25 protein-coding genes and 1 pseudogene are annotated in these 25454 nt (G+C 72.1%); 19 read left to right on the top strand and 7 right to left on the bottom strand.

From position 1 onward, the window contains the following. Window positions 1–96: 96 nt before the first annotated feature. Window positions 97–429: a hypothetical protein gene (locus tag ASG94_RS01660; protein ID WP_056924702.1), complete on the bottom strand. Its 333-nt coding sequence runs from the start codon at window positions 427–429 to the stop codon at window positions 97–99. A gap of 368 nt (window positions 430–797) precedes the next feature. Here ASG94_RS01660 and ASG94_RS01655 point away from each other — a divergent pair, with 368 nt between their 5' ends. The 6 genes from ASG94_RS01655 (at window position 798) to ASG94_RS01630 (ending at window position 8842) form a co-directional block, all read left to right on the top strand. Further along, window positions 798–1268, top strand: a complete 471-nt coding sequence (locus tag ASG94_RS01655; RefSeq protein WP_056924701.1) for a YpsA SLOG family protein — start codon at window positions 798–800, stop codon at window positions 1266–1268. Between the two features lie 53 nt (window positions 1269–1321). Further along, window positions 1322–1825, top strand: a complete 504-nt coding sequence (locus ASG94_RS01650) for a DUF6886 family protein (protein ID WP_056924700.1) — start codon at window positions 1322–1324, stop codon at window positions 1823–1825. 40 nt (window positions 1826–1865) lie between these two features. Beyond that, window positions 1866–2831 (top strand): DUF2332 domain-containing protein, encoded by a 966-nt coding sequence (locus ASG94_RS01645; protein ID WP_056924699.1) that lies wholly within the window; start codon window positions 1866–1868, stop codon window positions 2829–2831. A gap of 168 nt (window positions 2832–2999) precedes the next feature. Further along, window positions 3000–6572: a DNA polymerase III subunit alpha gene (gene dnaE, locus ASG94_RS01640; protein ID WP_056926215.1), complete on the top strand. Its 3573-nt coding sequence runs from the start codon at window positions 3000–3002 to the stop codon at window positions 6570–6572. Beyond that, a complete protein-coding gene (locus ASG94_RS01635; RefSeq protein ID WP_056924698.1) occupies window positions 6569–7156 on the top strand; it encodes a hypothetical protein in 588 nt (195 codons plus the stop codon). Before dnaE ends, ASG94_RS01635 begins: the two co-directional genes overlap by 4 nt. A 39-nt stretch (window positions 7157–7195) precedes the next feature. Then, window positions 7196–8842, top strand: coding sequence for a DUF3352 domain-containing protein (locus ASG94_RS01630; RefSeq protein WP_056924697.1), 1647 nt, complete (start codon window positions 7196–7198; stop codon window positions 8840–8842). A 20-nt stretch (window positions 8843–8862) separates the two neighbouring features. Here the strand turns inward: ASG94_RS01630 and ybaK are convergent, their stop codons facing one another. Together ybaK and ASG94_RS01620 are read right to left on the bottom strand one after the other, a co-directional pair. After that, a complete protein-coding gene (gene ybaK / locus ASG94_RS01625) occupies window positions 8863–9375 on the bottom strand; it encodes a Cys-tRNA(Pro) deacylase (protein ID WP_056924696.1) in 513 nt (170 codons plus the stop codon). A gap of 13 nt (window positions 9376–9388) precedes the next feature. After that, window positions 9389–10054: an LON peptidase substrate-binding domain-containing protein gene (locus ASG94_RS01620; protein ID WP_056924695.1), complete on the bottom strand. Its 666-nt coding sequence runs from the start codon at window positions 10052–10054 to the stop codon at window positions 9389–9391. 73 nt (window positions 10055–10127) lie between these two features. Here ASG94_RS01620 and hisD point away from each other — a divergent pair, with 73 nt between their 5' ends. From hisD to ASG94_RS01595, 5 genes are read left to right on the top strand one after another with little or no spacing between them, the layout of a single operon-like run. Then, on the top strand, window positions 10128–11429 hold the full coding sequence (gene hisD / locus ASG94_RS01615) for a histidinol dehydrogenase (protein WP_056924694.1): 1302 nt from the start codon (window positions 10128–10130) through the stop codon (window positions 11427–11429). Then, window positions 11426–12553, top strand: a complete 1128-nt coding sequence (locus ASG94_RS01610; RefSeq protein ID WP_056924693.1) for a histidinol-phosphate transaminase — start codon at window positions 11426–11428, stop codon at window positions 12551–12553. The genes hisD and ASG94_RS01610 overlap by 4 nt, the downstream gene beginning before the upstream one ends. Further along, a complete protein-coding gene (gene hisB, locus ASG94_RS01605; protein ID WP_056924692.1) occupies window positions 12550–13179 on the top strand; it encodes an imidazoleglycerol-phosphate dehydratase HisB in 630 nt (209 codons plus the stop codon). The genes ASG94_RS01610 and hisB overlap by 4 nt, the downstream gene beginning before the upstream one ends. Continuing rightward, window positions 13176–13817: an imidazole glycerol phosphate synthase subunit HisH gene (gene hisH, locus ASG94_RS01600; protein WP_056924691.1), complete on the top strand. Its 642-nt coding sequence runs from the start codon at window positions 13176–13178 to the stop codon at window positions 13815–13817. Before hisB ends, hisH begins: the two co-directional genes overlap by 4 nt. Before the next feature lie 56 nt (window positions 13818–13873). Then, window positions 13874–14509 carry a hemerythrin domain-containing protein gene (locus ASG94_RS01595; protein ID WP_056924690.1) on the top strand — a complete coding sequence of 212 codons (636 nt, stop codon included), beginning with the start codon at window positions 13874–13876 and terminating at the stop codon, window positions 14507–14509. A 51-nt stretch (window positions 14510–14560) separates the two neighbouring features. On the opposite strand, the gene ASG94_RS01590 is transcribed toward ASG94_RS01595, so the two are convergent. Beyond that, window positions 14561–15049, bottom strand: coding sequence for an FBP domain-containing protein (locus tag ASG94_RS01590; protein WP_056924689.1), 489 nt, complete (start codon window positions 15047–15049; stop codon window positions 14561–14563). A gap of 54 nt (window positions 15050–15103) precedes the next feature. On the opposite strand from ASG94_RS01590, the gene ASG94_RS01585 reads away from it, so the two are divergent. Genes ASG94_RS01585 through hisF form a run of 3 tightly spaced genes read left to right on the top strand, consistent with a single transcriptional unit; the run spans window position 15104 to window position 17179 of the window. After that, entirely contained in the window at window positions 15104–15676 is a 573-nt protein-coding gene (locus tag ASG94_RS01585) for a TetR/AcrR family transcriptional regulator (RefSeq protein ID WP_056924688.1), read from the top strand. Window positions 15677–15686: 10 nt separating this feature from the next. Continuing rightward, on the top strand, window positions 15687–16421 hold the full coding sequence (gene priA, locus ASG94_RS01580; RefSeq protein WP_056924687.1) for a bifunctional 1-(5-phosphoribosyl)-5-((5-phosphoribosylamino)methylideneamino)imidazole-4-carboxamide isomerase/phosphoribosylanthranilate isomerase PriA: 735 nt from the start codon (window positions 15687–15689) through the stop codon (window positions 16419–16421). After that, the gene (gene hisF / locus ASG94_RS01575; protein WP_056924686.1) at window positions 16418–17179 is read left to right on the top strand and encodes an imidazole glycerol phosphate synthase subunit HisF; all 762 of its coding nucleotides are present in this window, start codon (window positions 16418–16420) and stop codon (window positions 17177–17179) included. The genes priA and hisF overlap by 4 nt, the downstream gene beginning before the upstream one ends. Here hisF and ASG94_RS01570 read toward each other — a convergent pair. Then, window positions 17139–18221: a matrixin family metalloprotease gene (locus ASG94_RS01570; RefSeq protein WP_056924685.1), complete on the bottom strand. Its 1083-nt coding sequence runs from the start codon at window positions 18219–18221 to the stop codon at window positions 17139–17141. The two genes, hisF and ASG94_RS01570, sit on opposite strands and share 41 nt — an antisense overlap. A 118-nt stretch (window positions 18222–18339) precedes the next feature. On the opposite strand from ASG94_RS01570, the gene ASG94_RS01565 reads away from it, so the two are divergent. The 3 genes from ASG94_RS01565 (at window position 18340) to ASG94_RS01555 (ending at window position 20917) form a co-directional block, all read left to right on the top strand. Further along, window positions 18340–19224, top strand: a complete 885-nt coding sequence (locus tag ASG94_RS01565) for an ABC transporter substrate-binding protein (RefSeq protein ID WP_056924684.1) — start codon at window positions 18340–18342, stop codon at window positions 19222–19224. Continuing rightward, window positions 19224–20099 carry an amino acid ABC transporter permease gene (locus tag ASG94_RS01560; protein ID WP_056924683.1) on the top strand — a complete coding sequence of 292 codons (876 nt, stop codon included), beginning with the start codon at window positions 19224–19226 and terminating at the stop codon, window positions 20097–20099. The genes ASG94_RS01565 and ASG94_RS01560 overlap by 1 nt, the downstream gene beginning before the upstream one ends. Before the next feature lie 98 nt (window positions 20100–20197). Beyond that, window positions 20198–20917 (top strand): amino acid ABC transporter ATP-binding protein, encoded by a 720-nt coding sequence (locus tag ASG94_RS01555; RefSeq protein ID WP_056926214.1) that lies wholly within the window; start codon window positions 20198–20200, stop codon window positions 20915–20917. An 18-nt stretch (window positions 20918–20935) separates the two neighbouring features. On the opposite strand, the gene ASG94_RS22295 is transcribed toward ASG94_RS01555, so the two are convergent. Together ASG94_RS22295 and ASG94_RS22615 are read right to left on the bottom strand one after the other, a co-directional pair. After that, entirely contained in the window at window positions 20936–21292 is a 357-nt protein-coding gene (locus tag ASG94_RS22295) for a hypothetical protein (protein ID WP_056924682.1), read from the bottom strand. Window positions 21293–21327: 35 nt separating this feature from the next. Next, window positions 21328–21561, bottom strand: a pseudogene (locus tag ASG94_RS22615) (maleylpyruvate isomerase N-terminal domain-containing protein); the annotation flags it as partial. Window positions 21562–21780: 219 nt separating this feature from the next. Here ASG94_RS22615 and ASG94_RS01545 point away from each other — a divergent pair. Then, entirely contained in the window at window positions 21781–23610 is a 1830-nt protein-coding gene (locus tag ASG94_RS01545; protein ID WP_056924681.1) for an ABC transporter ATP-binding protein, read from the top strand. Further along, on the top strand, window positions 23607–25427 hold the full coding sequence (locus ASG94_RS01540) for an ABC transporter ATP-binding protein (protein ID WP_235537084.1): 1821 nt from the start codon (window positions 23607–23609) through the stop codon (window positions 25425–25427). The genes ASG94_RS01545 and ASG94_RS01540 overlap by 4 nt, the downstream gene beginning before the upstream one ends. Window positions 25428–25454: the final 27 nt, after the last annotated feature.

Raw genomic sequence — 25454 nt, 5'->3', positions numbered from 1 at the left:
CCCTCGCCTCGTCCACCACCCGACCCAGCTGGGCGGGCGTGAGCCGGGAGGCGCACCAGAACACCTGCCCGTCGACGTACGCGGCCGCTTCAAGCGTCAGGTCGATGGTCGTGTCGGCGACGAGTCGTGCCCGCCACCCCGCGACCAGGCCCGCCTGTGCCCCGCGGAGTCGTTGGTGCGACCGAGCATGGTCGCGAACTCCGGGACGCAGAACTCGTCGATCGCCGGCGACCCCTCACCCGCGAACGTCTTCGGGGAGGTGAAGCAGGCCTCCGCGAACTCCGGGTCCGCCAGGTGCAGGTCGGCCCAGTGCATGCCGAGACGCATCATCTCGACGTCCTCGGCCGCGGCCCGATCACGCGACTCCTTGACCGCGCGCAGCAGCGCGGCCGGGGTTTCCGGCAGCGCGGGTGCGGCGGTCGATGTCATGGCTCAAGCCAAGCAGGGACCACCGACAACGAGACCCCGGAAACAGCCCCCTCGACCGACATGTGGACACCACCGTCGAACAGTTCTTGTCGACCCCGAGAGCGGGGAGCCGTGCGCTGGACGACGTACCGACGTACGAAAGCGCCCGCTCGGCGCGATCCAGGTGACAACAAGTGCCCGCTCGGCATGTCCTACACGCCAGAAAGTGCCCGGTCGGCACCGTCCACGCGCCAACAAGTGCCCGCTCGGCACGTCCCACGCGCCAGGAAGGGGGGAGGTCGGCATGATCCGTCGGGTCGCTCGACGCGGGCCTCGCACCACGCGAGGATCGCTTATGTGACCTGTGAGCTGGAGATCGGAAAAGCAGCGTGACGAGCAGCCTCACGATCGTCTCCGGCGGCCAGTCCGGGGTGGACCGTGCCGCCCTCGACGTTGCCGTTGGGCTCGGGCTGCTGTACTCCGGCTGGTGCCCGGCGGGTGGGGCGGCCGAGGACTCGGCGACGGCGCCAGGCCTGCTGGCGGCGTACCCACACCTGCGCGAGGCCCCGTCCGCCGACCCCGCCGAGCGGACGCGCCTCAACGTCCGCGACAGCACCGCGACCCTCGTCGTGTCGCCGCCGGAGCTGGTCGCCGGAGGCACCCTGCTCACGGTGGACGAGGCGGACCGCCTCGGGCGGCCCTGCCTGGTCACGACCGGACCGGCGGTGCACGTCGCGACCTGGCTGGAGACCCTGGCCGAGCCGCTCGTCCTCAACGTGGCCGGGCCCCGGGCCTCGGAGTGGCGCGAGGGGTACGACGTCGCGCGACGGCTGCTGGACGAGCTGCTGCGGGACCGGTGAGCATGGGCGCGAGCGGCCTCGCCGTCGTACGGACGGCTTCGTAGGATCGGGCGATGCTGCCGGCACCGGGGGAGCTCCTCCACTTCAGCGAGGACGCCGAGATCACCGACTTCGTGCCGCACGTGGCCGCGACCGCCCGACAGTCGGAGGCGTACGTGTGGGCCGTCGACGCCCTCAACGCGCCCTGCTACTGGTTTCCCCGGCAGTGCCCCCGGGTCTGCGCCTGGGGTCCGGACGGCGTGCGCGTCCACGCGGTCGAGGAGGCGTGGCTCCCGGCGATGGCCGAGGTCCCGCTCCACGCCTACCGTTTCGCAGCGCGCGACTTCGAGCCCTTCGGGGATCGCCCGCACGCCTTCGTCGCCACCACCCCGGTGACCCCACTGGGTCCGCCCGTGAGGGTGGCGGACACCCGCGGGCTGCACGAGCAGCACGGGATCGAGCTCCGCGCCGTCCCGGACCTGGAACGGCACTTCGACACGGTGCGGGCCGACGGGTGGGACTTCTCCGCCATCCGGATGCGCAACGTCGGGCGGGGGCCGGCCGCCTTCGGTCACTGACCGCGGCGGCTAGCGTGACGGCCATGCAGATGCGCGGGAGATCGCCGACCGCTACCGGGACTTCGCGACGTACGCGCGCGGCGACAGCCCGACCTTCGTGGCCTGGGCGCTCGGCGTCGCCGACGACCCGGAGGTGCACGCCTGGCTCGCCGACCTGCCCCGCATCAAGCAGCAGCCCAACCTCGTCTTCGCGGCGGCCCGCTGGCACGGCGCACCGGCGCCGGGGAAGTACGCCGCGTTCCGGGCCGTCCTGCTGGAGCGCGAGGAGGCCGTCAAGGCGACGATCCGGGCCCGGGCCACCCAGACCAACGAGGTGGGCCGCCTCGCCGCCCTCACCCCGGTCCTCGGGACCCTCGACGGCCCGCTCGCGCTCGTCGAGGTGGGGGCCAGCGCCGGCCTGTGCCTGTTCCCGGACCGCTACGACTACGACTGGCCCGGTGCCGGTCGCCTCACCGGCAGCGGGGGACCGACGCTGACCGCGACGGCGACCGGACCGGTCCCCGTGCCAGCCACGCACCCGGACGTCGCCTGGCGAGGCGGCGTCGACCTCAACCCGCTCGACGTCACCGACCAGGACGCCACGTCGTGGCTGGAGAACCTCGTCTGGCCCGAGCAGGACGAGCGCCGCGAGCGCTTGCGCGAGGCCGTGGCGGTGGCCCGCCGGGAGCCGCCGTACGTCGTCCGCGGCGACCTCCTCGAACGGCTGCCCGACCTCCTCCGCGAGGCCGGGCGCCACGGCACCCCCGTGGTGCTGCACAGCGCGGTCATCGCCTACCTCGAGGACGACGACCGCGAACGCTTCCACGACGTGATGACCGGCCTGGTCGCCGACGGCGCCTGCCACTGGGTCAGCAACGAGGCTCCCCGGGTCCTGCCCCGGGTGACGGGGGACTTCGCCGTGGGTCCGGGCCGGTTCGTGCTCGCCCTGGACGGGGTGCCGGTCGCTGCCGCGCACGGCCACGGGCACGCCCTGGAGTGGCGTACGACGGGTGGCGCGGGCGGCTGAGGAGGGGCCGGGACGGCACGCCGGAAGCGATGTCGGAACCCCCTGTCACACTGACGTAGGCTGATCGCTCTTCCCCTCCGCGATGATCCCGCGTCCCTCCAGCGAGGTCTGCTGGGCCGTCAGTCGCGACCGTTCCTGCGACCCGTGAAGAAGGTGTGGAAGACCCCGATGTCGGCCGGCTCCAACGACAACTTCGTGCACCTGCACGTCCACACCGAGTACTCCATGCTCGACGGCGCGGCGCGCCTCGGCGACCTCGCCAACCACACCGCCGAGCTGGGCATGCCGGCGATCGCGATGACCGACCACGGCAACGTGTTCGGCGCCTACGAGTTCTACAAGAAGGCCACCGCGGCCGGGGTCAAGCCGATCATCGGCATGGAGGCCTACTTCACCCCCAACATCAGCCGCTTCGAGCGCAAGCGCGTCAACTTCTACAAGGGCGGCCCCGACGACGTCTCCAGCCGCGGCGCCTACACCCACATGACGCTGCTCTCGGAGTCGACCGAGGGCATGCACAACCTGTTCCGCCTCTCGACCGGGGCGTGGCGCGACGGCTTCTTTCAGCACCCCCGCGCCGACCGCGAGCTGCTCTCGCAGCACAGCGCCGGCATCATCGGCACCACCGGCTGCCCGTCGGGCGAGGTGCAGGTCCACCTGCGCCACAACAACTACGACGCCGCCCGCCAGACGGCCGCGGACTACCAGGAGATCCTGGGCCGCGACAACTACTTCCTCGAGCTCATGGACCACGGGCTCGACATCGAGCGCCGCGTGCGCGACGGCCTGCTGCGCCTCGCCAAGGACCTGCGGATCCCGCTGCTGGCCACCAACGACTCGCACTACGTCCACCAGCACGACGCCAAGAGCCAGGAGCACCTGCTCTGCATCAACTCCGGCTCCACGATGGACATCCCGGCCGGCGACGGTCCGGGCCAGCGCTTCGCCTTCTCCGGTGACGGCTACTACATCAAGTCGCCCGCCGAGATGCGCTCCCTGTGGGTCGACAAGTACGACCTGCGTGAGGCCTGCGACAACACGCTGTGGATCGCCGAGCGCTGCGACGTCAAGTTCACCGAGGGCAACGGCACCTACATGCCGCGCTTCCCCTGCCCGCCCGGTGAGAACGAGGACTCCTGGCTGGTCAAGGAGGTCGAGCGCGGCCTCGCGGTCCGCTACCCGGGCGGCGTCCCGGACAACGTCCGCAAGCAGGCCGAGTTCGAGCTCGGCGTCATCACCCAGATGGGCTTCCCGGGCTACTTCCTCGTCGTCGCCGACTTCATCAACTGGGCCAAGGACAACGGCATCCGCGTCGGTCCCGGCCGCGGCTCCGGTGCGGGCTCGATGGTGGCCTACGCGATGCGGATCACCGACCTCGACCCGCTCGAGCACGGCCTGATCTTCGAGCGCTTCCTCAACCCCGACCGCGTCTCGATGCCCGACTTCGACATCGACTTCGACGAGCGCCGGCGCGGCGAGGTCATCCGCTACGTCACCGACAAGTACGGCGACGACCGGGTCTCCTACATCGTCACCTACGGCACCATCAAGGCCAAGCAGGCCGTCAAGGACTCCAGCCGCATCCTCGGCTACCCGTTCGCCATGGGTGATCGCATCACCAAGGCGATGCCGGCCGCGGTGATGGGCAAGGACGTCCCTCTCAAGGACATCTTCGACGCCAACCACAAGCGCTACGGCGAGGGCGGCGAGTTCCGCGGCCTCTACGAGAACGACAACGACGTCAAGCGCGTCGTCGACACCGCCATCGGCATCGAGGGCCTCAAGCGCCAGTGGGGCGTGCACGCGGCCGGCGTGATCATGTCCAGCGAGCCGCTCATCGACGTCATCCCGCTGCTCAAGCGGCCCGCCGACGGCGCCATGATCACCCAGCTCGACTACCCGACCTGCGAGGCCCTCGGCCTCATCAAGATGGACTTCCTGGGGCTGCGCAACCTCACGGTCCTCGACGACGCGGTCAAGAACATCAAGGTCAACAGGGACGAGACGGTCGTCCTGGAGGACCTCACCCTCGACGACCCCGCGACGTACAACCTGCTCCAGCGCGGCGACACCCTCGGCGTCTTCCAGCTCGACGGCGGCCCCATGCGGGCCCTGCTGCGCTCGATGCGGCCCGACAAGTTCGAGGACATCTCGGCCGTGGGCGCGCTCTACCGCCCCGGCCCGATGGGTGCCGACTCCCACAACAAGTACGCCCGACGCAAGACCGGGCGCGAGCCCGTGGAGGCGATCCACCCGGAGCTCGCCGAGGCGCTGGAGGAGATCCTGGGCGAGACCTACGGCCTGATCGTCTACCAGGAGCAGGTCATGGCGATCGCGCAGAAGCTCGCCGGCTACACGCTCGGACAGGCCGACCTGCTGCGCCGCGCGATGGGCAAGAAGAAGAAGGAGGAGCTCGACAAGCAGTTCGAGATCTTCTCCGGCGGCATGGTCGAGCGCGGCTACTCGATGAAGGCCGTGCAGACCCTGTGGGACATCCTGCTGCCGTTCTCCGACTATGCCTTCAACAAGGCGCACTCCGCCGCCTACGGCCTGGTCTCCTACTGGACCGCCTACCTCAAGGCCAACTACCCGGCCGAGTACATGGCGGCCCTGCTGACCAGCACCAAGGACGACAAGGACAAGTCGGCCATCTACCTCAACGAGTGCCGCCGGATGAAGATCCAGGTGCTCCCGCCCGACGTCAACGAGTCGCACGCCAACTTCACACCGGTCGGTCACGACGTCCGCTTCGGCCTCACCGCCGTCCGCAACGTCGGCGCCAACGTCGTCGACGGCATCGTCAGCGGGCGCGAGGAGAAGGGCCGGTACGCCGACTTCAACGACTTCATGGAGAAGGTCCCTGCCCACGTGTGCAACAAGCGCGTGGTCGAGTCGCTCATCAAGGCCGGTGCCTTCGACGAGATGAAGCACAAGCGCCGGGCGCTGGTGACCATCCACGAGACGGCGGTCGACCAGTACATCGACATCAAGAAGAACGAGGCGATCGGCCAGGACTCGCTCTTCGGCGGCCTCGACGAGGCCGACGGCGGGTTCGGCACCAGCATTCCGATCCCCGACATCGACGACTGGGACAAGATGACGCTGCTGGGCCACGAGCGCGAGATGCTCGGCCTCTACGTCTCCGACCACCCGCTCCTCGGGCTCGAGCACGTGCTCTCCAACGGCACCGACTGCACGATCGGCCAGCTCATGCTCGACGAGGAGCGCGCCCACGGCAGCACCCTGACGATCAGCGGGCTGGTGACCAGCGTCCAGCGCAAGATCACCAAGAAGGGCGACGCCTGGGCGACCATCACCCTGGAGGACCTCGACGGCGCGATCGAGGTGCTGCTGTTCCCGAGCGCCTACCAGCTGGCGTCCAACCACCTCGTGGAGGACGCCATCCTCCGGGTCAAGGGCCAGCTCTCCCGCGACAAGGACCAGCCCGAGCTGCGCGCCCAGGAGGTCTCGGTCCCCGACATCTCCGACGGCCCGAGCGGGCCGGTGGCCGTCAACCTGCCGCACACCCGGGTCAACCCCGGCACCGTCGACAGCCTCAAGGACGTCCTCGCCACCCACCCCGGCGTCACCGAGGTGATCCTCCACGTGCGGATGCGCGACCGGACGATCGTGCTCAAGGTCGGCGACCACCACCGGGTGACGCCGAGCCCGGCGCTCTTCGCCGACCTCAAGCAGCTGCTGGGTCCCGGGTGCCTCGCGGGCAAGGACCTGGCGGGATGACGGATGGACGGCTGACGCACGGCGGGACGACCAGCGACGGGCTGCGCGCCGTCGCGGTCCGGGTCGCGGTCGTGCTGGGCACGTTCGCGGTGGTGGGAGCGATCGCCGGGGTGGTGTGGGAGTGGCTGTGGACCCCGCCGCTGGGCATCGTCTACCGCGGTGAGTGGCTCTTCGAGCCCGCCGGTCCCGACTACGCCTTCTCCGGCACCGGCTGGTACGTCGTGGTCGCCCTCGCCGCCGGGCTGATCACCGCCCTCGTCCTCGGGTGGGTGCTGGTGTCCGGCGAGCTGACGACCCTCGCGGCCGTCCTGGTGGGCTCGGTGCTCGCCGGGTGGCTGATGTTCACCGTCGGCCACACGCTCGGCCCGCCCGACCCGCGGCCGCTGGCCGCGGCGAAGGACGACCTCGAGCGGCTGCCCAGCGACCTGCGGGTAGCCACCGACGACCCGGACGGCGCGTCGTACTCCCTCACGTCGAGCGCGTTCGTCGCCTTTCCGCTGGGAAGCACGCTGGGTCTCGTGCTGGTCTGGTTCACCACACGCGGTCGTCGCGTCCGTGGGGTTGATCCCGGTCCTGCTGGGTAGGCTGCGCGTCGTCATCACGTCGCACCACGGGGGTTCCACATGTCGTCCACCACACCGCAGGGCCCCTCGGGTCCCGAGTACCTCGAGTCCTCGTCGGGCAGCCCCGTCGCCGGGTCGTCGGCACACGGCGCCGACCACCGCAAGCGCCTTATCGTCCTCGGCGGCCTGCTCGGCGTCCTGGCGGTGGGTGGCGGTGCGGCCTGGGCCGCGTCGAGCTTCCTGAGCACCGGCTTCCAGCCGGCCGAGGCCCTTCCGGCCGGCACCATCGGCTACGTCAGCGTGGACCTCGACCCCAGCGGTGGGCAGAAGATCGAGGCCATCCGCACGCTGCGCAAGTTCCCCGCGTTCGCCGACAACGTCGACCTCGACACCGACGACGACCTGCGCGAGCGGCTCTTCACCGAGCTGACCGACTCCGGCGAGTGCGAGGGCCTCGACTACGCCGCCGACGTCAAGCCGTGGCTCGGGGACCGGGCCGCGGTCGCCGCCGTCGACACCGGCGCCGAGAGCCCCTCGCCGGTCCTGGTCGTCCAGGTCACCGACGCCGGCGAGGCCGAGGACGGCCTCGCCACCCTGCAGGAGAGCTGCGGCAGCGACGCGGTTGACGCGGCGACCGGTGGCTGGGCCGTCGAGGGCGACTGGGCCGTGATCGGCGAGTCGGTGGAGATCGCCGACCAGGTGGCCGCCGACGCCGGCGAGGACAACCTCGCCGACGACGCCGACTTCCAGCGCTGGACCGAGGAGGCGGGCGACCCCGGCATCGTGAGCCTGTACGTCGCACCGGCCGCCGGGCAGTACATGGCCGACATGATGGGCCTCTACGGCGACTCGCTCGGCTCGATGGGCGGCATGGACGGCATGGGCGGCGAGGGACAGGACCCGCTCACGCCCGAGATGGAGCAGTCGCTCGCCGACTTCCAGGGTGCCGCGGTCACCGTCCGCTTCGACGACGGAGCCCTCGAGGTCGAGACGGCCGGCGACCCCGGCCAGTCGATGATGGCGCTGTCCGGTCTCGACCAGAGCGCCTCCGACCTCGTGGCCGGTCTCCCCGACGACACGGTGGCCGCCTTCGGCGTCGGGTTCTCCGACGGCTGGTTCACGCAGATGGTCGACAACGTTGCCACGCTGGGCGGCAGCGACATGACCTCCGAGGAGATGATGTCGGAGATGTCGCAGGCGTCCGGGCTCGACCTGCCGGCGGACGCCGAGGCCCTGGCGGGTGACGGCGTCGCCGTCTCCATGGGCTCCGGCTTCGACCTCGAGGCGTTCTTCAACGGCGGGCCGGGCGAGCTCCCGGTCGGCGTGACCATCCAGGGCGACCCCGACGCCATCCTGGCCGCGCTCGACAAGGTGAAGGCCCAGATGGGTCCCGACGCCGACATGCTGGAGACCGAGGTCGACGGCGACCGGGTGACGATCAGCCCCAACGCCGACTACCGGTCCAGCCTCGTCGAGGGCGGTTCGCTGGACGAGTCGGAGGCCTTCGACGAGGTCGTCGCGGACGCCGACGAGGCCTCGGCCCTGTTGTTCGTCGACTTCGACGCCGACGACAACTGGCTGGCCCGCCTGGCCGGCGAGGAGGACCCGGAGATCGCCGAGAACATCGAGCCGCTCTCCGCCTTCGGCGTCACCGGCTGGATCGAGGACGGCGTCTCCCACTCGGTCGTCAGGCTCACGACCGACTGAGCGTCACCACCGATCGAGGTTCACCGGCCGATCGGGGCCGTGGTCGCCGAGGTGATCGCGACCAGGTCGGCCGGTGACAGCTCCAGGTCGAGCCCCCGCCGGCCGCCGGAGACGAAGATCGTCGGCCAGGCGGTGGCCGACTCGTCGAGGACCGTGGGATGGGCCCGCTTCTGCCCGACCGGTGAGATGCCGCCGGCGACGTACCCCGTCGCCCGCTCGGCGGCGGCGACCTCGGCCATCACCGCCTTGCTGCCTCCCAGCGCCCGGGCGAGCGCCTTGAGGTCGAGCTGGCGCTCCACCGGCACGATGCCGACGACCAGGGCGCCGCGCCGTCCTGAGCCTGTCGAAGGGTCGAGCGAGGCCATCAGCGTCTTGAACACCCGGGCGGGCTCGACGCCGAGCGCCTCGGCGGCCTCCAGCCCGAACGACGCGGCGCGGGGGTCGTGCTCGTAGGCGTGCAGGGTGACGTCGATGCCCGCCGCGGCCAGCGCGACGGTGGCCGGCGTACCGCCACCGGCCCTCTTCCTGGCCATCCTGCCGGAGCCCCTAGTTGGGGGACCACGCCGTGCGGGCCACCTCGGTGGCCGGCAGCGACGGGATGACGTTGATGGCACGCAGCTCCTCGCGCAGCAGCGAGGTCACCAGCTCCAGCCGCTCCCGCGGCGAGTCGGCCTCCAGCAGCGACTGCCGTTCGGCCATCGGCAGCGGCGCGAGGGCGGCCAGCGTCCACGACAGGTAGCCGGGGTCACGGGGGAGGGAGCCCGAGAACGTGGTGCCCTGCAGCTCGCTGACGGCCGCGCGGTACGCCGTGAACGTCGCCCGTGCCCGGCCCAGCACCTCGTCGGGGACCGGTCCCTCGGCGTCCGGGTGCTCGGCGACGTCACCGACGGCGAACTCGCCGGACGCGTCGAGGCCCTGGAGCACGATGCGCTCGCGCGCGACCGCCTCGATCTCGTAGGTCCCGTCGTCGTTGGCCTCGACGTCGGTCAGCTGGAGCCGGACCCCCACCCGGTACAACGACTGCGAGCCGTGGTCTCCCACCTCGTAGCCCTCCCGGACCGCGACCGTGCCGAAGACGCGCTCGGCGGGGTCGTCGATGCGCAGCAGGTGCTGGACCAGCGCGCGGTAGCGGTCCTCGAAGACGTGGAGGGGCAGCGAGACGCCCGGGAACACCACCGTGCTGAGGGGGAACATCGCCAGGGGAGTGCTCACGCACCGACCCTAGCGCTGTCCGGGCACCGTGCGGGTTCGGTCGGCGCGTGGCCCGGTCCCTAGACTTGGGGCCATGATCCGTCGCATCGACCTCAGGGGAGCAGACCGTGCCTTGGTCGACTACCGCGCCGCCGTGCCGCGCGCGGAGTTCGACGTGGAGGCGGCGACGCATCTGGTGGCCCCGGTGCTGCACGCGGTCAAGGCCCGCGGCGTCGAGGCGATCCGGGAGTTCTCCGCCGAGTTCGACCGGATCGAGATCGAGGACATCGCGGTGCCCCGTGAGGCGATGACCCGCGCCCTCGAGGAGCTCGACCCGACGATCCGGCAGGCGCTCGAGGAGTCGATCCGTCGCCTGCGCGCCACCTGCGAGGCCGAGCTCGAGCACGACGTCGTGAGCAGCCTCGGCGACGGTGCCACCGTCACCCACCGCAAGGTGCCCATCGACCGGGTGGGCCTCTACGTGCCCGGGGGACTCGCCCCGCTGGTGAGCAGCGTGGTGATGAACGTCGTCCCGGCCCAGGTCGCGGGCGTGCGCAGCATCGCGCTCAGCAGCCCGCCGCAGAAGAACACCGGCGGCCTGCCCGAGCCCACCATCATGGCCGCGTGCGAGCTGCTCGGCGTCGACGAGGTCTACTCCGTCGGCGGGGCCCAGGCCATCGGCATGTTCGCGTACGGCGCCGGGCCGTGCCGCCCGGTCAACCTGATCACCGGACCGGGCTCGATCTACGTCGTGGCCGCCAAGCGGCTGGTCAGCGGCAGCGTGGCCATCGACTCCGAGGCGGGACCGACCGAGATCGCGATCCTGGCCGACGACTCGGCCGACGCGGCGTACGTCGCCTCCGACCTCATCAGCCAGGCCGAGCACGACCCGCTGGCCGCGTCCGTGCTGGTGACCGACTCCGAGACGCTGGCCGACGACGTCGTCGCCGAGCTGGAGAAGCAGGTCTTCGCCACCCGCCACACCGGCCGGATCCAGCAGGCCCTCGCCGGTCCCCAGTCCGCGATCGTCATGGTCCACGACATGGAGCAGGGCCTCGACGTGGTCAACGCCTACGCCGCGGAGCACCTCGAGATCCAGACCCGCGACTCCGCGGCGTACGCCGCTCGCATCACCAACGCCGGTGCCGTCTTCGTCGGTCCCTGGGCCCCGGTCTCGCTGGGCGACTACTGCGCCGGGTCCAACCACGTGCTGCCGACCGCCGGCTGCGCGTGCCACTCCAGCGGCCTCAGCGTGCGCGCCTTCACCAAGTCGATGCACGTCATCGACTACTCGCGCGAGGCGCTGGCCGAGGTGGCCGGCCACGTCGTGGCGCTGGCCGACGCCGAGGACCTGCCGGGTCACGGCGCCGCCGTCTCCGTGCGGTTCGAGCAGTGAGGGCGGGCCCTGCGCAGGAGCGGTCGTGGCTGCCCCTGCGGGAGGAGCTGCACGGGATCGAGCCGTACGGCGCACCCCAGCTCGACGTACCGGTCCAGCTGAACGTCAACGAGAACCCCTACGGCCCGTCGCCGGAGGCGGCGGCCGACATCGCGGCGTCCGTGGGACGGGCGGCGACGACCCTCAACCGCTATCCCGACCGCGAGTTCACCGAGCTGCGCGAGGCGCTGGCGGCGTACCTGAACACCTCCGGCGGCCACGGCATCACCGCCGAGCAGGTGTGGGCGGCCAACGGCTCCAACGAGGTCATGCTCCAGCTGCTCCAGGCCTTCGGTGGTCCGGGGCGGACGGCGCTCAGCTTCGCGCCGACGTACTCGATGTACCCCGAGTACGCCCGCGACACCGTCACCGAGTGGGTGGCCGGGCGGCGCGAGGAGGACTTCTCCCTCGACCTCGGGGCCGCCCGTGCGCTGATCGAGGAGAGGCGCCCCAGCGTCGTGCTGCTGCCCTCGCCCAACAACCCGACCGGCACGGCGCTGCCGCCCGAGGCGGTCTCGATGCTGTGCGAGGCGGCTGCCGGTGACGGACGCAACGGCCTCGTCGTCGTGGACGAGGCGTACGGCGAGTTCCGCCGCGCCGGCGTGCCCAGCGCGCTCGAGCTGCTGGACACCCACCGCAACCTCGTCGTCACCCGCACCATGAGCAAGGCGTTCGCCCTGGCCGGGGCCCGGGTGGGCTACCTCGCCGCGGCGCCCGAGATCTGCGACGCGATCCGCGTCGTGCGTCTGCCCTACCACCTCTCCGCGGTGACCCAGGCGACGGCGCTGGCCGCGCTGCGGCACGCGCCCGAGCTGCTGGGCAGGGTGGACGAGCTCCGCGTGGAGCGGGACGCGACGGTCGACTGGCTGCGCGGGCGTGGCCTCGCCGTGGCCGACAGCGACGCCAACTTCGCGCTGTTCGGCACCTTCGAGGACCGCCATGCCGTCTGGCAGGCGCTGGTCGAGCGGGGCGTGCTGATCCGCGAGACGGGGCCCGCCGGCTGGCTGCGGGTCTCGATCGGGACCGCCGCCGAGATGGACGCATTCAAGCAGTCACTGATCCAGGTCATGGAGGACCACCGATGAACCGCACCGCCAAGATCGAGCGGACCACCTCGGAGTCCCAGGTCTCCGTCGAGGTCGACCTCGACGGCTCCGGCCGCGCCGACATCAGCACCAACGTCGGCTTCTACGACCACATGCTCACCGCCTTCGCCCGCCACTCGCTGGTGGACCTCACCGTGCACTCCAACGGCGACACCCACATCGACGCCCACCACACCGTCGAGGACACCGCGATCGTCCTCGGCCAGGCGCTGCGCGAGGCGCTCGGCGACAAGCGCGGCATCCGCCGCTTCGGCGACGCCACCGTGCCCCTCGACGAGGCGCTGGCGCAGGCGGTCGTCGACGTGTCCGGTCGCCCGTACTGCGTGCACACCGGCGAGCCCGAGGGCCAGGTCTACGTCGCCATCGGCGGCAACGACGTCAACGGCGCCGCCTACCAGGGCTCGCTGACCCGGCACGTCTTCGAGACGATCGCCTTCCACGCCCACCTCGCGCTGCACGTGCGGGTGCTCTCCGGCCGGGACCCGCACCACCTCGTGGAGGCGCAGTTCAAGGCGTTCGCCCGGGCCTTCCGCGACGCGATCGCCCTCGACCCGCGCGAGACCGGCGTGCCGTCGACCAAGGGCACGCTGGGAGACGCCTCTTGAGCCCCGCCCCCCAGCAGGTCGTGGTCCTCGACTACGGCTCGGGCAACCTGCGCTCGGTCGTGCGCGCCGCCGAGTGGACCGGCGCCGAGGTGACGTTGACCAGCGACTTCACCACCGCGCTGGAGGCCGACGGGCTCATCGTCCCCGGCGTCGGGGCGTACGCCGCGTGCATGGCCGGCCTGCGCGCCATCAAGGGCGAGCGGATCATCGGGCGCCGCCTGGCCGGTGGCCGCCCTGTGCTCGGCATCTGCGTCGGCATGCAGGTGCTCTTCGCCCGTGGCGTCGAGCACGGCGTGGAGACCGAGGGCTGCGACGAGTGGCCCGGCACGGTCGAGCGGCTCCAGGCACCCGTCGTGCCGCACATGGGCTGGAACACCGTCGAGGCACCCGAGGGCTCTGAGCTCTTCGCCGGCGTCGAGGGGGAGCGGTTCTACTTCGTGCACTCCTACGCCGCCCGCCGGTGGGAGCTGGTCACCAACGACCGCACCCGCGCGCCCCTCGTCACCTGGACCACGCACGGCGGCGACCGCTTCGTCTCCGCGGTGGAGAACGGCCCGCTGTGGGCCACCCAGTTCCACCCCGAGAAGTCCGGCGACGCCGGCGCAGCGCTGCTGCGCAACTGGGTCCGCACGCTCTGAAGGTTGCCCGAAATGCGGGTCGCGCGGGCCGTGGGTCCCGGTCTAGCGTCCGTGGCATGGCCACGATGAGCATGAACAAGATCATCCACGCCGCCGTACGACGCGACGTGTCCCGGACCGAGCAGGCGCTCCGGGCGCTGCCGGAGGGGGACCGGGTCCGGGCCCGGCAGGTGCAGCGCGCGTGGCAGCACCTCGTCAAGGAGCTGACCCACCACCACGAGGCGGAGGACGCCCTGGCGTGGCCCTTCCTGCTGTCCCGGGGCGTGGACCCCGCTCTGATGGCGGCGATGGAGGGCGAGCACGGGGCGATGAAGCTGGCGCTGGTGCGGGCGACCTCGGCCATCGACGCTGTCGTCGCCGATCCCACTACCGTCCGCGCTGCGGGCGCGGCCGACGAGGTGGCGCGCACCCGCACCGTGGTCGATGCCCACCTTGCCCACGAGGAGGAGGACGTCGAGCCGCTCATCGAGGCCTACGAGGACGATCCCGAGTGGAAGGCCGCGGCCAAGGGGATGCGCCCCGCGCGGATCAGCGACGCCGCCGATGCCCTCGTCTGGATGCAGGACGGTGCCGACGAGCGGGAGCGGGCCGCGCTCCGTGCGCACATCCCCGGTCCGGTGATCGCCGTGGTCACGACGGTGTTCGGGCGCCGCTACCGGCGCGAGGTCGCGCCGACCTGGCAGGCCGGCTGACCCCGCGGACGCTCCCCGGCGGGGGTACGCACCCGACCCGGGCCGGGACCCTCAGGAGCGGACCCTGCGCACGAACGACTGGAGGTTGTCGACCAGGCGCTCGACCCGCTGCTCCACGGTGAGCGTCTCGTGCATGCCCGGGGTGCCGGTCTGTCGCTTGCCGCGCACGTAGTGCGAGCAGCTCAGGTCGGAGCAGATGTAGGTCCCGACCGAGTTCCCCTGTTGCCCCGACTTCCCGGCGCGGGGGGCCACCATCAGCGAGACGCCGCCCGACTGCACGGTGATGCACAGCGAGCACATGGCCCGCCGCGCGGCGCCGACGCCGGCCTCGTTGATGCGGAGCACCAGACCGTACGTCGCCCCGTCGACGTCGGCGACGAGGTAGCGGCGCGACGGCGAGCGCGGGTCGGTCCAGCCGAGGTAGTCCAGGTCCTCCCACGGCTGGGTGGCGAGGTCCTGCGGGACGTGGAGGCGCTTGGCCTCTCCCTTCGAGCAGTTCACGAAGGACGCGCGGATCTCGGTCTCGGTCAACGGTTTCACGAGGACGACGCTAGACTACCTACACATATTAGGCAAAAGACTAAAGGAGGCAGGATGGCGCGCGCAGGACTCTCGCCGCAGGTCGTGGTGCGAGCCGGGGCGGACCTGGCCGACGAGGTGGGCTTCGACGAGGTGACGCCCTCGGCGCTGGCCCGGCGCCTCGGCGTCCGCGCGGCGAGCCTGTACTCCCACGTCGGCGGGGCCGACGACCTGCGGACCCGGATCGCCCTGCTCGCGCTCGACGAGCTCGCCGACCTCGCGTCCGAGGCGCTCGCCGGACGGTCGGGCAAGGACGCGCTGGTCGCCTTCGCGGGGTGCTACCGGGACTTCGCCCGCGAGCACCCGGGCCGGTACGCCGCGATGCAGGTCCGGCTCTCGCCGGAGGCCGCTGCGGCGGGGCCCGGCGGCCGGCACGCCGACCTCACCCGGGCGATCCTGCGCGGCTACGGCCTGACCGGGGTCGACGAGACGCACGCCGTGCGCCTGATCGGCAGCGTCGTGCACGGCTTCACCACCCTCGAGCTGGGCGGCGGCTTCGACCACAGCGCACCTCCTCCCGACCGGACCTGGTCGCGGATCCTGGACGGCGTGGACACCGTGCTGAGGTCGTGGGCGGCACCCTCCTAGGATCGGACCCATGTCCTCCCACCTCGAGCTCCTGCCCGCCGTCGACATCAAGGGCGGCCAGGCCGTCCAGCTCGTGCAGGGCGTGGACGGCTCGGAGAAGCGCTTCGGCGACCCGATCGAGGCGGCCCTGCGCTGGCAGGAGGCCGGCGCCGAGTGGATCCACCTCGTCGACCTCGACGCCGCCTTCGGCCACGGCCACAACCGGGAGCTCCAGGCCCGGATCGTCGGTGCACTGGACATCCAGGTCGAGATGAGCGGCGGCATCCGCGACGACGAGTCGCTCGCGGCCGCCATGGCCACGGGCTGTCGTCGCGTCAACATCGGCACCGCCGCGCTGGAGCAGCCCGAGTGGTGTGCCCGGGCCATCGCCGAGCACGGCGACCGGGTCGCGGTCGGCCTCGACGTCAGAGGCCGCACCCTGGCCGCCCGCGGCTGGACGAGGGAGGGCGGCGACCTCTACGACGTGCTCGCCCGCCTCGACTCCGAGGGCTGCGCCCGCTACGTCGTCACCGACGTCAACAAGGACGGCATGCTCCAGGGCCCCAACCTCGACCTGCTGCGCGACGTGTGCGCGGCGACCGACCGCCCGGTCGTGGCGTCCGGCGGCGTCACCACGCTGGCCGACATCGAGGCCCTGATGGGCCTGGTCCCGGACGGGGTCGAGGGCGCGATCGCGGGCACGGCGCTCTACGAGGGCCGCTTCACGCTCGAGGACGCCCTCGCGCTGGCAAAGGGCCGGCCGTGACCCTCGCCGTACGCGTCATCCCGTGCCTGGACGTCGACGGCGGCCGGGTGGTCAAGGGCATCAACTTCACCGAGCTGCGCGACGCCGGCGACCCGGTCGAGCTCGCCCGCACCTACGACGCCGAGGGCGCCGACGAGCTGACCTTTCTCGACATCTCGGCCTCCCACCAGGGTCGCGCCACGACCATGGAGGTCGTCTCGCGCTGCGCGGAGGAGGTCTTCATCCCGCTCACGGTCGGCGGGGGAGTCGGCAGCGTCGAGGACGTCGACCGCCTGCTGCGCGCGGGCGCCGACAAGGTGGCGATGAACACCGCGGCGATCCGCCGCCCCGACCTGATCGCCGAGGTGGCCGACCGGTTCGGCAGCCAGGTGCTGGTGCTGAGCGTGGACGCCCGTCGGGCCCCCGGCACCGACTCGGGCTTCGAGGTGACCACCCACGGGGGTCGCACCAGCGCCGGCATCGACGCGGTCGCGTGGGCGGCCCGCGCGGCCGAGCTGGGGGCCGGGGAGATCCTGCTCAACGCGATGGATGCCGACGGCACCCAGGACGGCTTCGACCTCGAGCTCATCGCCGCCGTGCGCCGCGAGGTCGGCATCCCCGTGATCGCCAGCGGCGGAGCGGGGGCCGTGGAGCACTTCGCGCCGGCCGTGGAGGCAGGGGCCGACGCCGTGCTCGCGGCCACCGTCTTCCACTTCGGCACGCTGCGGATCGGTGAGGTCAAGGCAGGTCTGGCAGCTGCAGGCCACCCGGTGCGCTGAAGCGCCCGCGGCGGTCCGGGCGGACACAGCCGGCCATCGTCCCGACCTTCTCGAAGCCGGTGAGGTCCCCGGCGCCCCACTGGTAGTCGGGGACGTCATACGACGCCGGGTGCATCACCTGTGCCGGGTCCGACACGTGACCGAGGCCCATCGCGTGGCCGAGCTCGTGCATGAGCACGTGCAGGGCCGCGCTGGCGTCCATGTACGGCGTCTGCGAGTCGATCACGACGCCTGCGTTGCGAGCCAGCGCGATCCGGCGACCGCGGGCGTCGCGACCCCACACGGCCTTGCCGGCCCCGCCGCGACCGGCGGTGCCGGGACCGATGTCCAGCGCCGTCTCGGCGTCCGTGGCCCACGAGATGAGCACGTCGGTGTCCTTCGGGACAGACCCGCCGCCACCCTGGAAGACCGCCCCGGTGGGCCCGAGGTAGCGGAACTCCACCCCGGTGGCCTGGGAGATCCGGGCGATCGCCGCGTGCGACAGCGTCTCTGCGGTCGCGGGGTCGGGCAGGCCCTGGGCGGCGTTGACGCGGTAGGTCAGCCGCTGGCAGGGGTTGAGCCGCACGGGGTAGGAGCTGATGTGCGCCCACGCCGCCGGGTCGCCGCCGGCGGCGTAGGGCTCCACCACGGTGACGCGCTGGGCCCGGGTGGCGTCGGCGCGGGCCCGGCCCGTGCGGGCGGCCAGCACGCGGACCTTCGCCGAGCGGGTCCACCACGTGGGGACGGCGAACGAGTAGTCGCCCGCGCTGGTCGTGCGGGCCTTCTCCTGGGTGCGCCACCCGGAGGCGGTCCGCAGCTGGAGGCGCACCGTGCGCCTGCCCCGGACCCGGTCCTTCACCGTGCCGGTGACCGAGACCGGGGTGTCGCGCACGGTGCTGGTGCTCGACCAGCTCGCCGTGGTCTTCGTGCGGGCGGGGCGTCCGGCGTCGGCCGGGGCGCCTGCCAGCAGGCCCGCGACCAGGGCCGTGGTCGCCACTCCGGCGGCGGCCGAGCGGCGTCGTACGGACGGGCGGGCGGTGGACGACCGGGCGGTCGGCGGCATGGTGCTCCCTGTGGGGTGGGTTGGTCGGTGGCGTCGGGCTGGCCTCCTACCCACCGTCGACGAGTTCACACGGTGGCATCGGCACGCATGTGCCCCGTCGCGGACTTACGATTTCGCCATGCGCACCCTGACCCGACCCCTCGTCGCCACCTCGCTGGCCGCGGCCGTGCTCCTGACCGCCTGTGGCGCCCCCCGCGACGAGGCCGACTCCGCCTCCGACTCCTCCACCACCGAGGAGACCGACGCGGCCGCGTCGTGCGACAAGGACTCGCTCGAGACGCGCTCCGACGGCGTGCTGACCGTCGGCACGGACTCCCCGGCGTACGAGCCGTGGTTCGTCGACGACGACCCCACCAACGGCGAGGGCTACGAGTCGGCCGTCGCCTACGCGATCGCCGAGCAGCTCGGGTACGCCGAGGACGAGGTCGAGTGGGTGACCGTGCCGTTCAACGCGGTGGTCAGCCCGGGTGAGAAGAAGTTCGACTTCGACGTCAACCAGGTCTCCATCACCGAGGAGCGCCGCAACGCCGTCGACTTCTCCAGCGGCTACTACGACGTGCGCCAGACCGTCATCACCAACGCCGGCAGCCCCATCGACGGGGTCACCTCGATCGCCGACCTCGCCGACGCCAAGCTCGGCGCCCAGGTGGGCACCACGAGCTACAACGCGATCAGCGACCAGATCGGCAGCAGCCAGCAGGCCGCCGCCTTCGACACCAACGACCAGGCGGTCCAGGCCCTCAAGAACGGCCAGATCGACGGCATCGTGGTCGACCTGCCGACCGCCTACTACATGACGGCCGTCCAGCTCGACGACGGCGTGATCGTCGGCCAGCTGCCGCTGCCCGACGGCGAGGTCGAGCAGTTCGGCGCCGTGCTCGACAAGGACAGCCCGCTCACCGACTGCGTCTCGCAGGCGGTCGACGCGCTGCGCGAGGACGGCACCCTGGACCAGCTCGCCGACGAGTGGCTGGCGCAGCAGGGCGCTCCCGAGCTCTCCTGATGTCGGCCCGGGAGGCCGACGCCGCGCCGCCCGACTGGCAGCCGTCGGAGGTCCAGCGCGAGCGGGACGCCTGGCGGCGCCGACAGACGGTGCGCAGCGCGGCGATCGCTGCCACGTCGACGGTCGTGCTGCTCGGGGTGGTGGCCGCGCTGGTCGTCACCTCGCCCGGGTGGGAGCGGGTGAAGGAGACGTACTTCGACTGGGACAAGGCGGTCGACTCGTTCCCGGCGGTCCTGGCGGGGCTGTGGCTCAACATCCGGGTGATGGTGGTCTGCGCGGTCGTCATCGTGGTGCTGAGCCTCGCGATCGCGGTGATGCGCACGATCCGGGGACCGGTGGCCTTCCCGCTGCGCCTGCTCGGCACGGTGTACGTCGACGTCTTCCGCGGGCTGCCGCTGCTGCTCGTGCTCTTCCTGCTCGGCTTCGGCGGCCCGGCCCTCGACCTGACCGGCCTGCCCACCTCGGCGCTCTTCTGGGGGTGCGCGGCCCTGGTGCTGTCCTACTCGGCGTACGTCGCGGAGGTCTTCCGGGCCGGTATCGAGTCGGTGCACCCCTCCCAGCGCCTGGCGGGACGGTCCCTGGGGCTGTCCTACGCCCAGACGCTGCGCCACGTCGTCCTGCCGCAGGCGTGGCGCCGGGTGCTGCCGCCGTTGATGAACGACCTGGTGTCGCTGCAGAAGGACTCCGGCCTCATCGCCGTCCTCGGCGTCATCGACGCCATCCGGGCCGCCCAGATCGAGACGGCCCGCGACTTCAACTACACGCCGTACGTCGTGGCGGGCTTCCTGTTCATCTGCCTCACCATCCCGATGGCGCGGCTGACCGATCGGTACGCCCGCAAGCAGGGCTTCCACGGCGCGGGAGGAATGCTGTGAGCGACGGAGCCGAGCGAGGGACGAGCGAGCGACCGAGCTCACCCTCGGGCGCTGTGAGCGACGGAGCCGAGCGAGGCACGAGCGAGCTCGTGCTCGAGATGGCCGGCGTGCGCAAGGTGTTCGGCGACCACGTGGTGCTGCGCGACGTCGACCTGTCGGTCGCGCGCGGGCAGTGCGCGGTGCTGATCGGGGCGAGCGGCTCCGGCAAGTCGACCCTGCTGCGGTGCGCCAACCTCCTCGAGACCGTGGACGACGGCGTCATCACCTTCGAGGGGCAGGACGTCACGGACCCTCGCGTGCACGCCGACGCGGTCCGGGCCCGGATGGGCCTGGTCTTCCAGGCCTACAACCTCTTCCCCCACCTCACCGTGCTCGGCAACGTGACGCTGGCGCTGCGCAAGGTGCACGGGGTGGCGAGCGCCGAGGCGGACGCCCGCGGGCTGGAGATGCTGGACCGGGTCGGCCTCGCGGCCAAGGCCGGGGCCCGGCCCGACGACCTCTCCGGCGGCCAGCAGCAGCGCGTCGCGATCGCCCGGGCGCTGGTCGCCAACCCGCGGCTGATGCTCCTCGACGAGGTGACCTCGGCCCTCGACCCCGAGCTGGTGGGCGAGGTGCTGGACCTCCTCACCGACCTCAAGTCCGACGGCGTGACCATGGTCCTCAACACCCACGAGATGGGCTTCGCCCGCGACGTGGCCGACACCGTCAGCTTCCTGCACGACGGGGTCATCCACGAGTCCGGGAGCCCGGCGCAGGTGATCGGCGACCCCCAGCAGGAACGCACCCGTGCCTTCCTGTCGCGGCTGCGGCTGGTCTAGGGACCGGCCGCGCGAGGGCTAGATGCCCCGCTCGGCTCCGCGCAGCCGGGCGATCCGGTCGAGGGGGCCGGTGAGGTCGACGCCGAAGGTTTCGTCGCGCCCGTGCAGGAAGAGCACCAGCTCGCTCGGCAGGCCGTGGACGGTCACCGGCTCGTCGCCGCGGCGCAGGGTGGCCGTCTCGTGGGTGTCGGTGCGTTCGATCCGGACCGGCACCCGGGCCCGGGCGACGAGCCCGCGACCGAGCAGGCGCAGCATGGTCCACAGGACGTCCTCGTCGTGACGGGTGAGCGCGCGCGGCTGCCAACCCGGCTGGGCGCGGCGCAGGTCCTCGTGGTGGACGAAGAACTCCACCGGGTTGACCCGGTCGTCGACCACCTTGAGGGCGACGGGGGTGAGGCGGGGGTGCGGAAGCGCTCGACGAGGACCTCGAAGTCGTCTGACGCCGTACGCCGCATCGCGCGCTCGGTGAGCCCGGCGAGGGGCGGCAGGGCGATGCCGGCGGCGCCCAGCGGGCTGTGCTCGCGCACGAGCAGGTGGGCCAGCAGGTCCTGGGCGTCCCACCCGTCGCACAGGGTCGGGGCGTCGGGGCCGAGGGCTCGCGCGGTGTCGGCCAGGGAGTGACGCTCTGCACGGGCGAGGCTCATGCGTCCACCCTAGGGGCGACCCCGTGAGCACGGCCGCGCGATTGGGCCGCTGTCGGTGGCGGGGAATAGCCTGACCCGTCGGGATGGTTGCGCCGAGCAACCTCCCCAGTGGCGGTCGTGCCTGCGCGCGACGACCCCGCGGGTGGCGATGCGCACGACGGTGGCGCGACGACGGTGTGCAGGACGACGGTACGAACGACGAGGGGGCGGGCGACACAGGTGGCAGGCGAGGACGCGGAGCTCCGGGGATCCACGACGTGGGAGGGCTTCGCCGTACTCGGCCACGCCATCCGGCGCGAGCCCGCCATCTTCATCCTGTCTACCCTGGGCTCGGTGCTCTTCGCGGTGCTGACGGTCGCCGACGCGTGGGTGCTGGGCTGGGCGACCGACCACGTCGTCATCCCCGCCTTCGAGAACGGCGAGATCGCCACCGGCCTGCTCTGGGCGGTGCTCGGGCTGTTCCTGGGCGTCGCGGTCCTGCGTGCCGTGGGCATCGTCGCCCGCCGGCTCGGGGCCGGGGTCATGCAGTTCCGCATGCAGGCCCACACCCGCCGGGCCGTGACCAGGCAGTACCTCACCCTGCCGATGGAGTGGCACCAGCGGCACCCGACGGGGCAGCTGCTGTCCAACGCCTACTCCGACGTCGAGGCCGCCTGGGCGCCCATCGCACCGCTCCCGATGGCGCTCGGGACGGTCGTCATGATGGCCATCGCGGTCGTCCAGATGATCCTCGCCGACATGGTCCTGGCCCTCGTGGGGCTGCTGGTCTTCCCGGCCGTCGTGGTCGCCAACCTCGCCTACCAACGGCTCGCGTCGCCGCTCATGACGCACGCGCAGGCCCTGCGGGCCGAGGTCAGCGAGATCGCCCACGAGTCCTTCGACGGCGCGATGGTCGTCAAGACCCTGGGCCGTGAGGGCGAGGAGACCGACCGGTTCCGCGCCAAGGCTCACGAGCTGCGCGACGTCAACATCCGCGCGGGCCGCATCCGGGCCGCCTTCGACCCCACCCTGGCGTCGCTGCCCAACATCGGGGTGCTCATCGTGCTGGCCGTGGGCACCTCCCGCGTCATGGCCGGTCAGACCGACGCCGGTGACGTCGTCACCGTCGCCTACCTGCTGACCATCGTGGCCTTCCCGATCCGCGCGATCGGCTGGCTGCTCGGGGAGTTCCCCCGCTCGGTCGTGGGCTACCGCCGCACCGAGGCGGTCATCGCCGCGACCGGCTCCATGGAGTACGGCGCGGCGACGCTGCCGTCGGCCGGCCGCGGCGCCGTCCTGGAGGTCGACTCCCTGCACTACGCCTACGACCCCGCCACCCGGCTGCTCGACGGCGTGACCTTCGACGTCCAGCCGGGACGCACGGTGGCGCTGGTCGGCCAGACCGCGTCGGGCAAGAGCACCCTGACCAACCTGCTCACCCGTCTGGTCGACCCCGACGAGGGGCAGGTCCGCATCGACGGGGTCGACCTGCGCGACCTGGCCCGCGGGGAGCTCGCCGGGGCCGTCGCGCTGGTCCCGCAGACGGCGTTCCTCTTCGACGACACCGTCCGGGGCAACATCACCCTCGGGGCCGACATCCCCGACGACGTGGTGTGGGCGGCGCTGCGCGACGCGCAGGCCGACGGCTTCGTCGCCGCGCTCGGAGACGGCCTGGACACCCAGCTGGGGGAGCGGGGGACGTCGCTGTCCGGTGGCCAGCGCCAGCGCATCTCGCTGGCCCGGGCCCTGGTCCGGCGCCCGCGCCTGCTGATCCTCGACGACGCCACCTCCGCGGTGGACCCGGAGGTCGAGGCACGCATCCTCGCGACGCTGCGCGACGGCTCCACGGACACGACCCTGGTGGTCGTGGCCTACCGCAAGGCCACCATCGGCCTCGCCGACGAGGTGGTGCACCTCGACGAGGGCCGGGTCGCGGACCGCGGCACCCACCGCGAGCTGCTCGGCCGCAACCGCGACTACGCGCGGCTCGTCAACGCCTACGAGCAGGCTGCCCACGAAGAGGCCGCCGGCTCCGCCACCGTCCCGAGCAGCGCCGGAGGTGCCCAGTGAGCTCCACGACCACGACCCGCAACCCCACCGCCGGCACCCGCATGGACTCCGGCGAGGACATCGGCGCCATCGAGACCATCCGCCGGGGCATGCGCATCTCGCCCGAGCTCAGCGAGGGCCTCCGTTTCACCCTGTTCCTCGCGATCGTGGCCGCCTGCGGCCAGGTCGTCGTGCCGATCGCCGTGCAGCAGACCCTCGACCGGGGGCTCAACGGCCCCGACGGGCCCGAGCTGGCGTACGTCGTGTGGCTCGGCATCGGCTGCGCGGTGGTGCTCACCATCACCAGCCTCGCGTCGTACACGATGACCAGCAGGCTGTTCTCCACCTCCGAGCGCGGCCTCGCCACGTTGCGCGTCAAGGCCTTCCGCCACGTCCACGACCTGCCGCTGCTCACCCAGAACACCGAGCGCCGCGGTGCGCTGGTCTCCCGGGTCACCAGCGACGTCGACCAGGTGAGCCAGTTCCTCGTGTTCGGCGGCCTGATCTTCGTGGTCAGCATCGGCCAGATGCTGGTCGCCACCGTGATCATGGTCATCTACAGCTGGCAGCTCGCCCTGGTCGTGTGGCTGTGCTTCGCACCGCTCTTCATCTCGATCCGCTACTTCCAGCGCAAGCTCTCGGAGGCCTACGGCGTCGTCCGTCACCAGGTGGGCGTGCTGCTCGGCGCCATCTCCGAGCCGGTGGTCGGCGCCGCGACCGTGCGCTCGTACGCCGTCGAGGACCGCACCCAGCACCGCATCGACTCGGCCATCGACGACTTCAAGTCGGCCAGCACGCGGGCCCAGAAGTTCACCGTCGTGTCGTTCTCCCTCGGCGGGATCTCGGCCGGGCTGGCCAACGCCGGCGTGCTCATCGTGGGCGTGCTCCTGGGCTTCACCTCCGACATGACGGCCGGCAAGGTGCTCGCCTTCGCCTTCCTGGTGACCCTGTTCGTCGGTCCGGTGCAGATGGGCACCCAGATCCTCACCGACGCGCAGAACGCGATCGTGAGCTGGCGTCGCGTGATCGGCATCCTGGAGACGCCGGCCGACCTCGTCGACCCCGGCCCGGACGCCGAGGTGCTGCCGCGGGGACCGATCGACGTGACCTTCGACGACGTCACGTTCGCCTACCCCGGCGGTCCGTCGGTGCTCTCCGACGTCTCCCTGCACATCGACGCCGGCACCCGGATCGCGATCGTGGGGGAGACGGGTTCGGGCAAGTCGACCTTCGCCAAGCTGCTGACGCGACTCATGGACCCGGTCGAGGGCGCCGTCCTGCTGGACGGTCTCGACGTACGCCGCATCGCGCCGGCCTCGTTGCGCCGCAGCGTCGTCCTGGTCCCCCAGGAAGGGTTCCTCTTCGACGACTCGCTGGCGGCCAACGTGCGCTACGGCAAGCTCGACGCGACGGAGAAGGACATCCTCGCTTCGGCCGACGAGCTCGGGCTGCGCGACTGGCTCGACGCCCTGCCGGGTGGGCTCGCGACCCGGGTGGGCCAGCGCGGCGAGTCGCTGTCGGCCGGGGAGCGCCAGCTGGTGGCTCTGCTGCGCGCCCACCTCGCCGACCCCGACCTGCTGGTGCTCGACGAGGCCACCAGCGCCGTCGACCCCCAGCTCGAGATGCGCATCGGGCTCGCGCTGGAACGGCTCATGCAGTCACGCACGTCGGTGACGATCGCCCACCGGCTCTCGACGGCCGAGCAGGCCGACGAGGTGATCGTGGTGGACCGGGGCCGCGTGGTGCAGCGGGGCCCGCACCGCGAGCTCGTCACCCAGGCGGGCACGGTGTACGCCGGGCTCCACGCCTCGTGGGTGGCCCAGCACGACACGCACTGACACCGGTCGCGAGCCCGGCTCCGACCA

It is taken from the genome of Nocardioides sp. Soil805 (assembly GCF_001429625.1).
GTDB lineage: Bacteria > Actinomycetota > Actinomycetes > Propionibacteriales > Nocardioidaceae > Nocardioides.
Note: the sequence above shows the minus strand (reverse complement) of the source record. Positions and strands in the feature narration are given on the sequence as shown.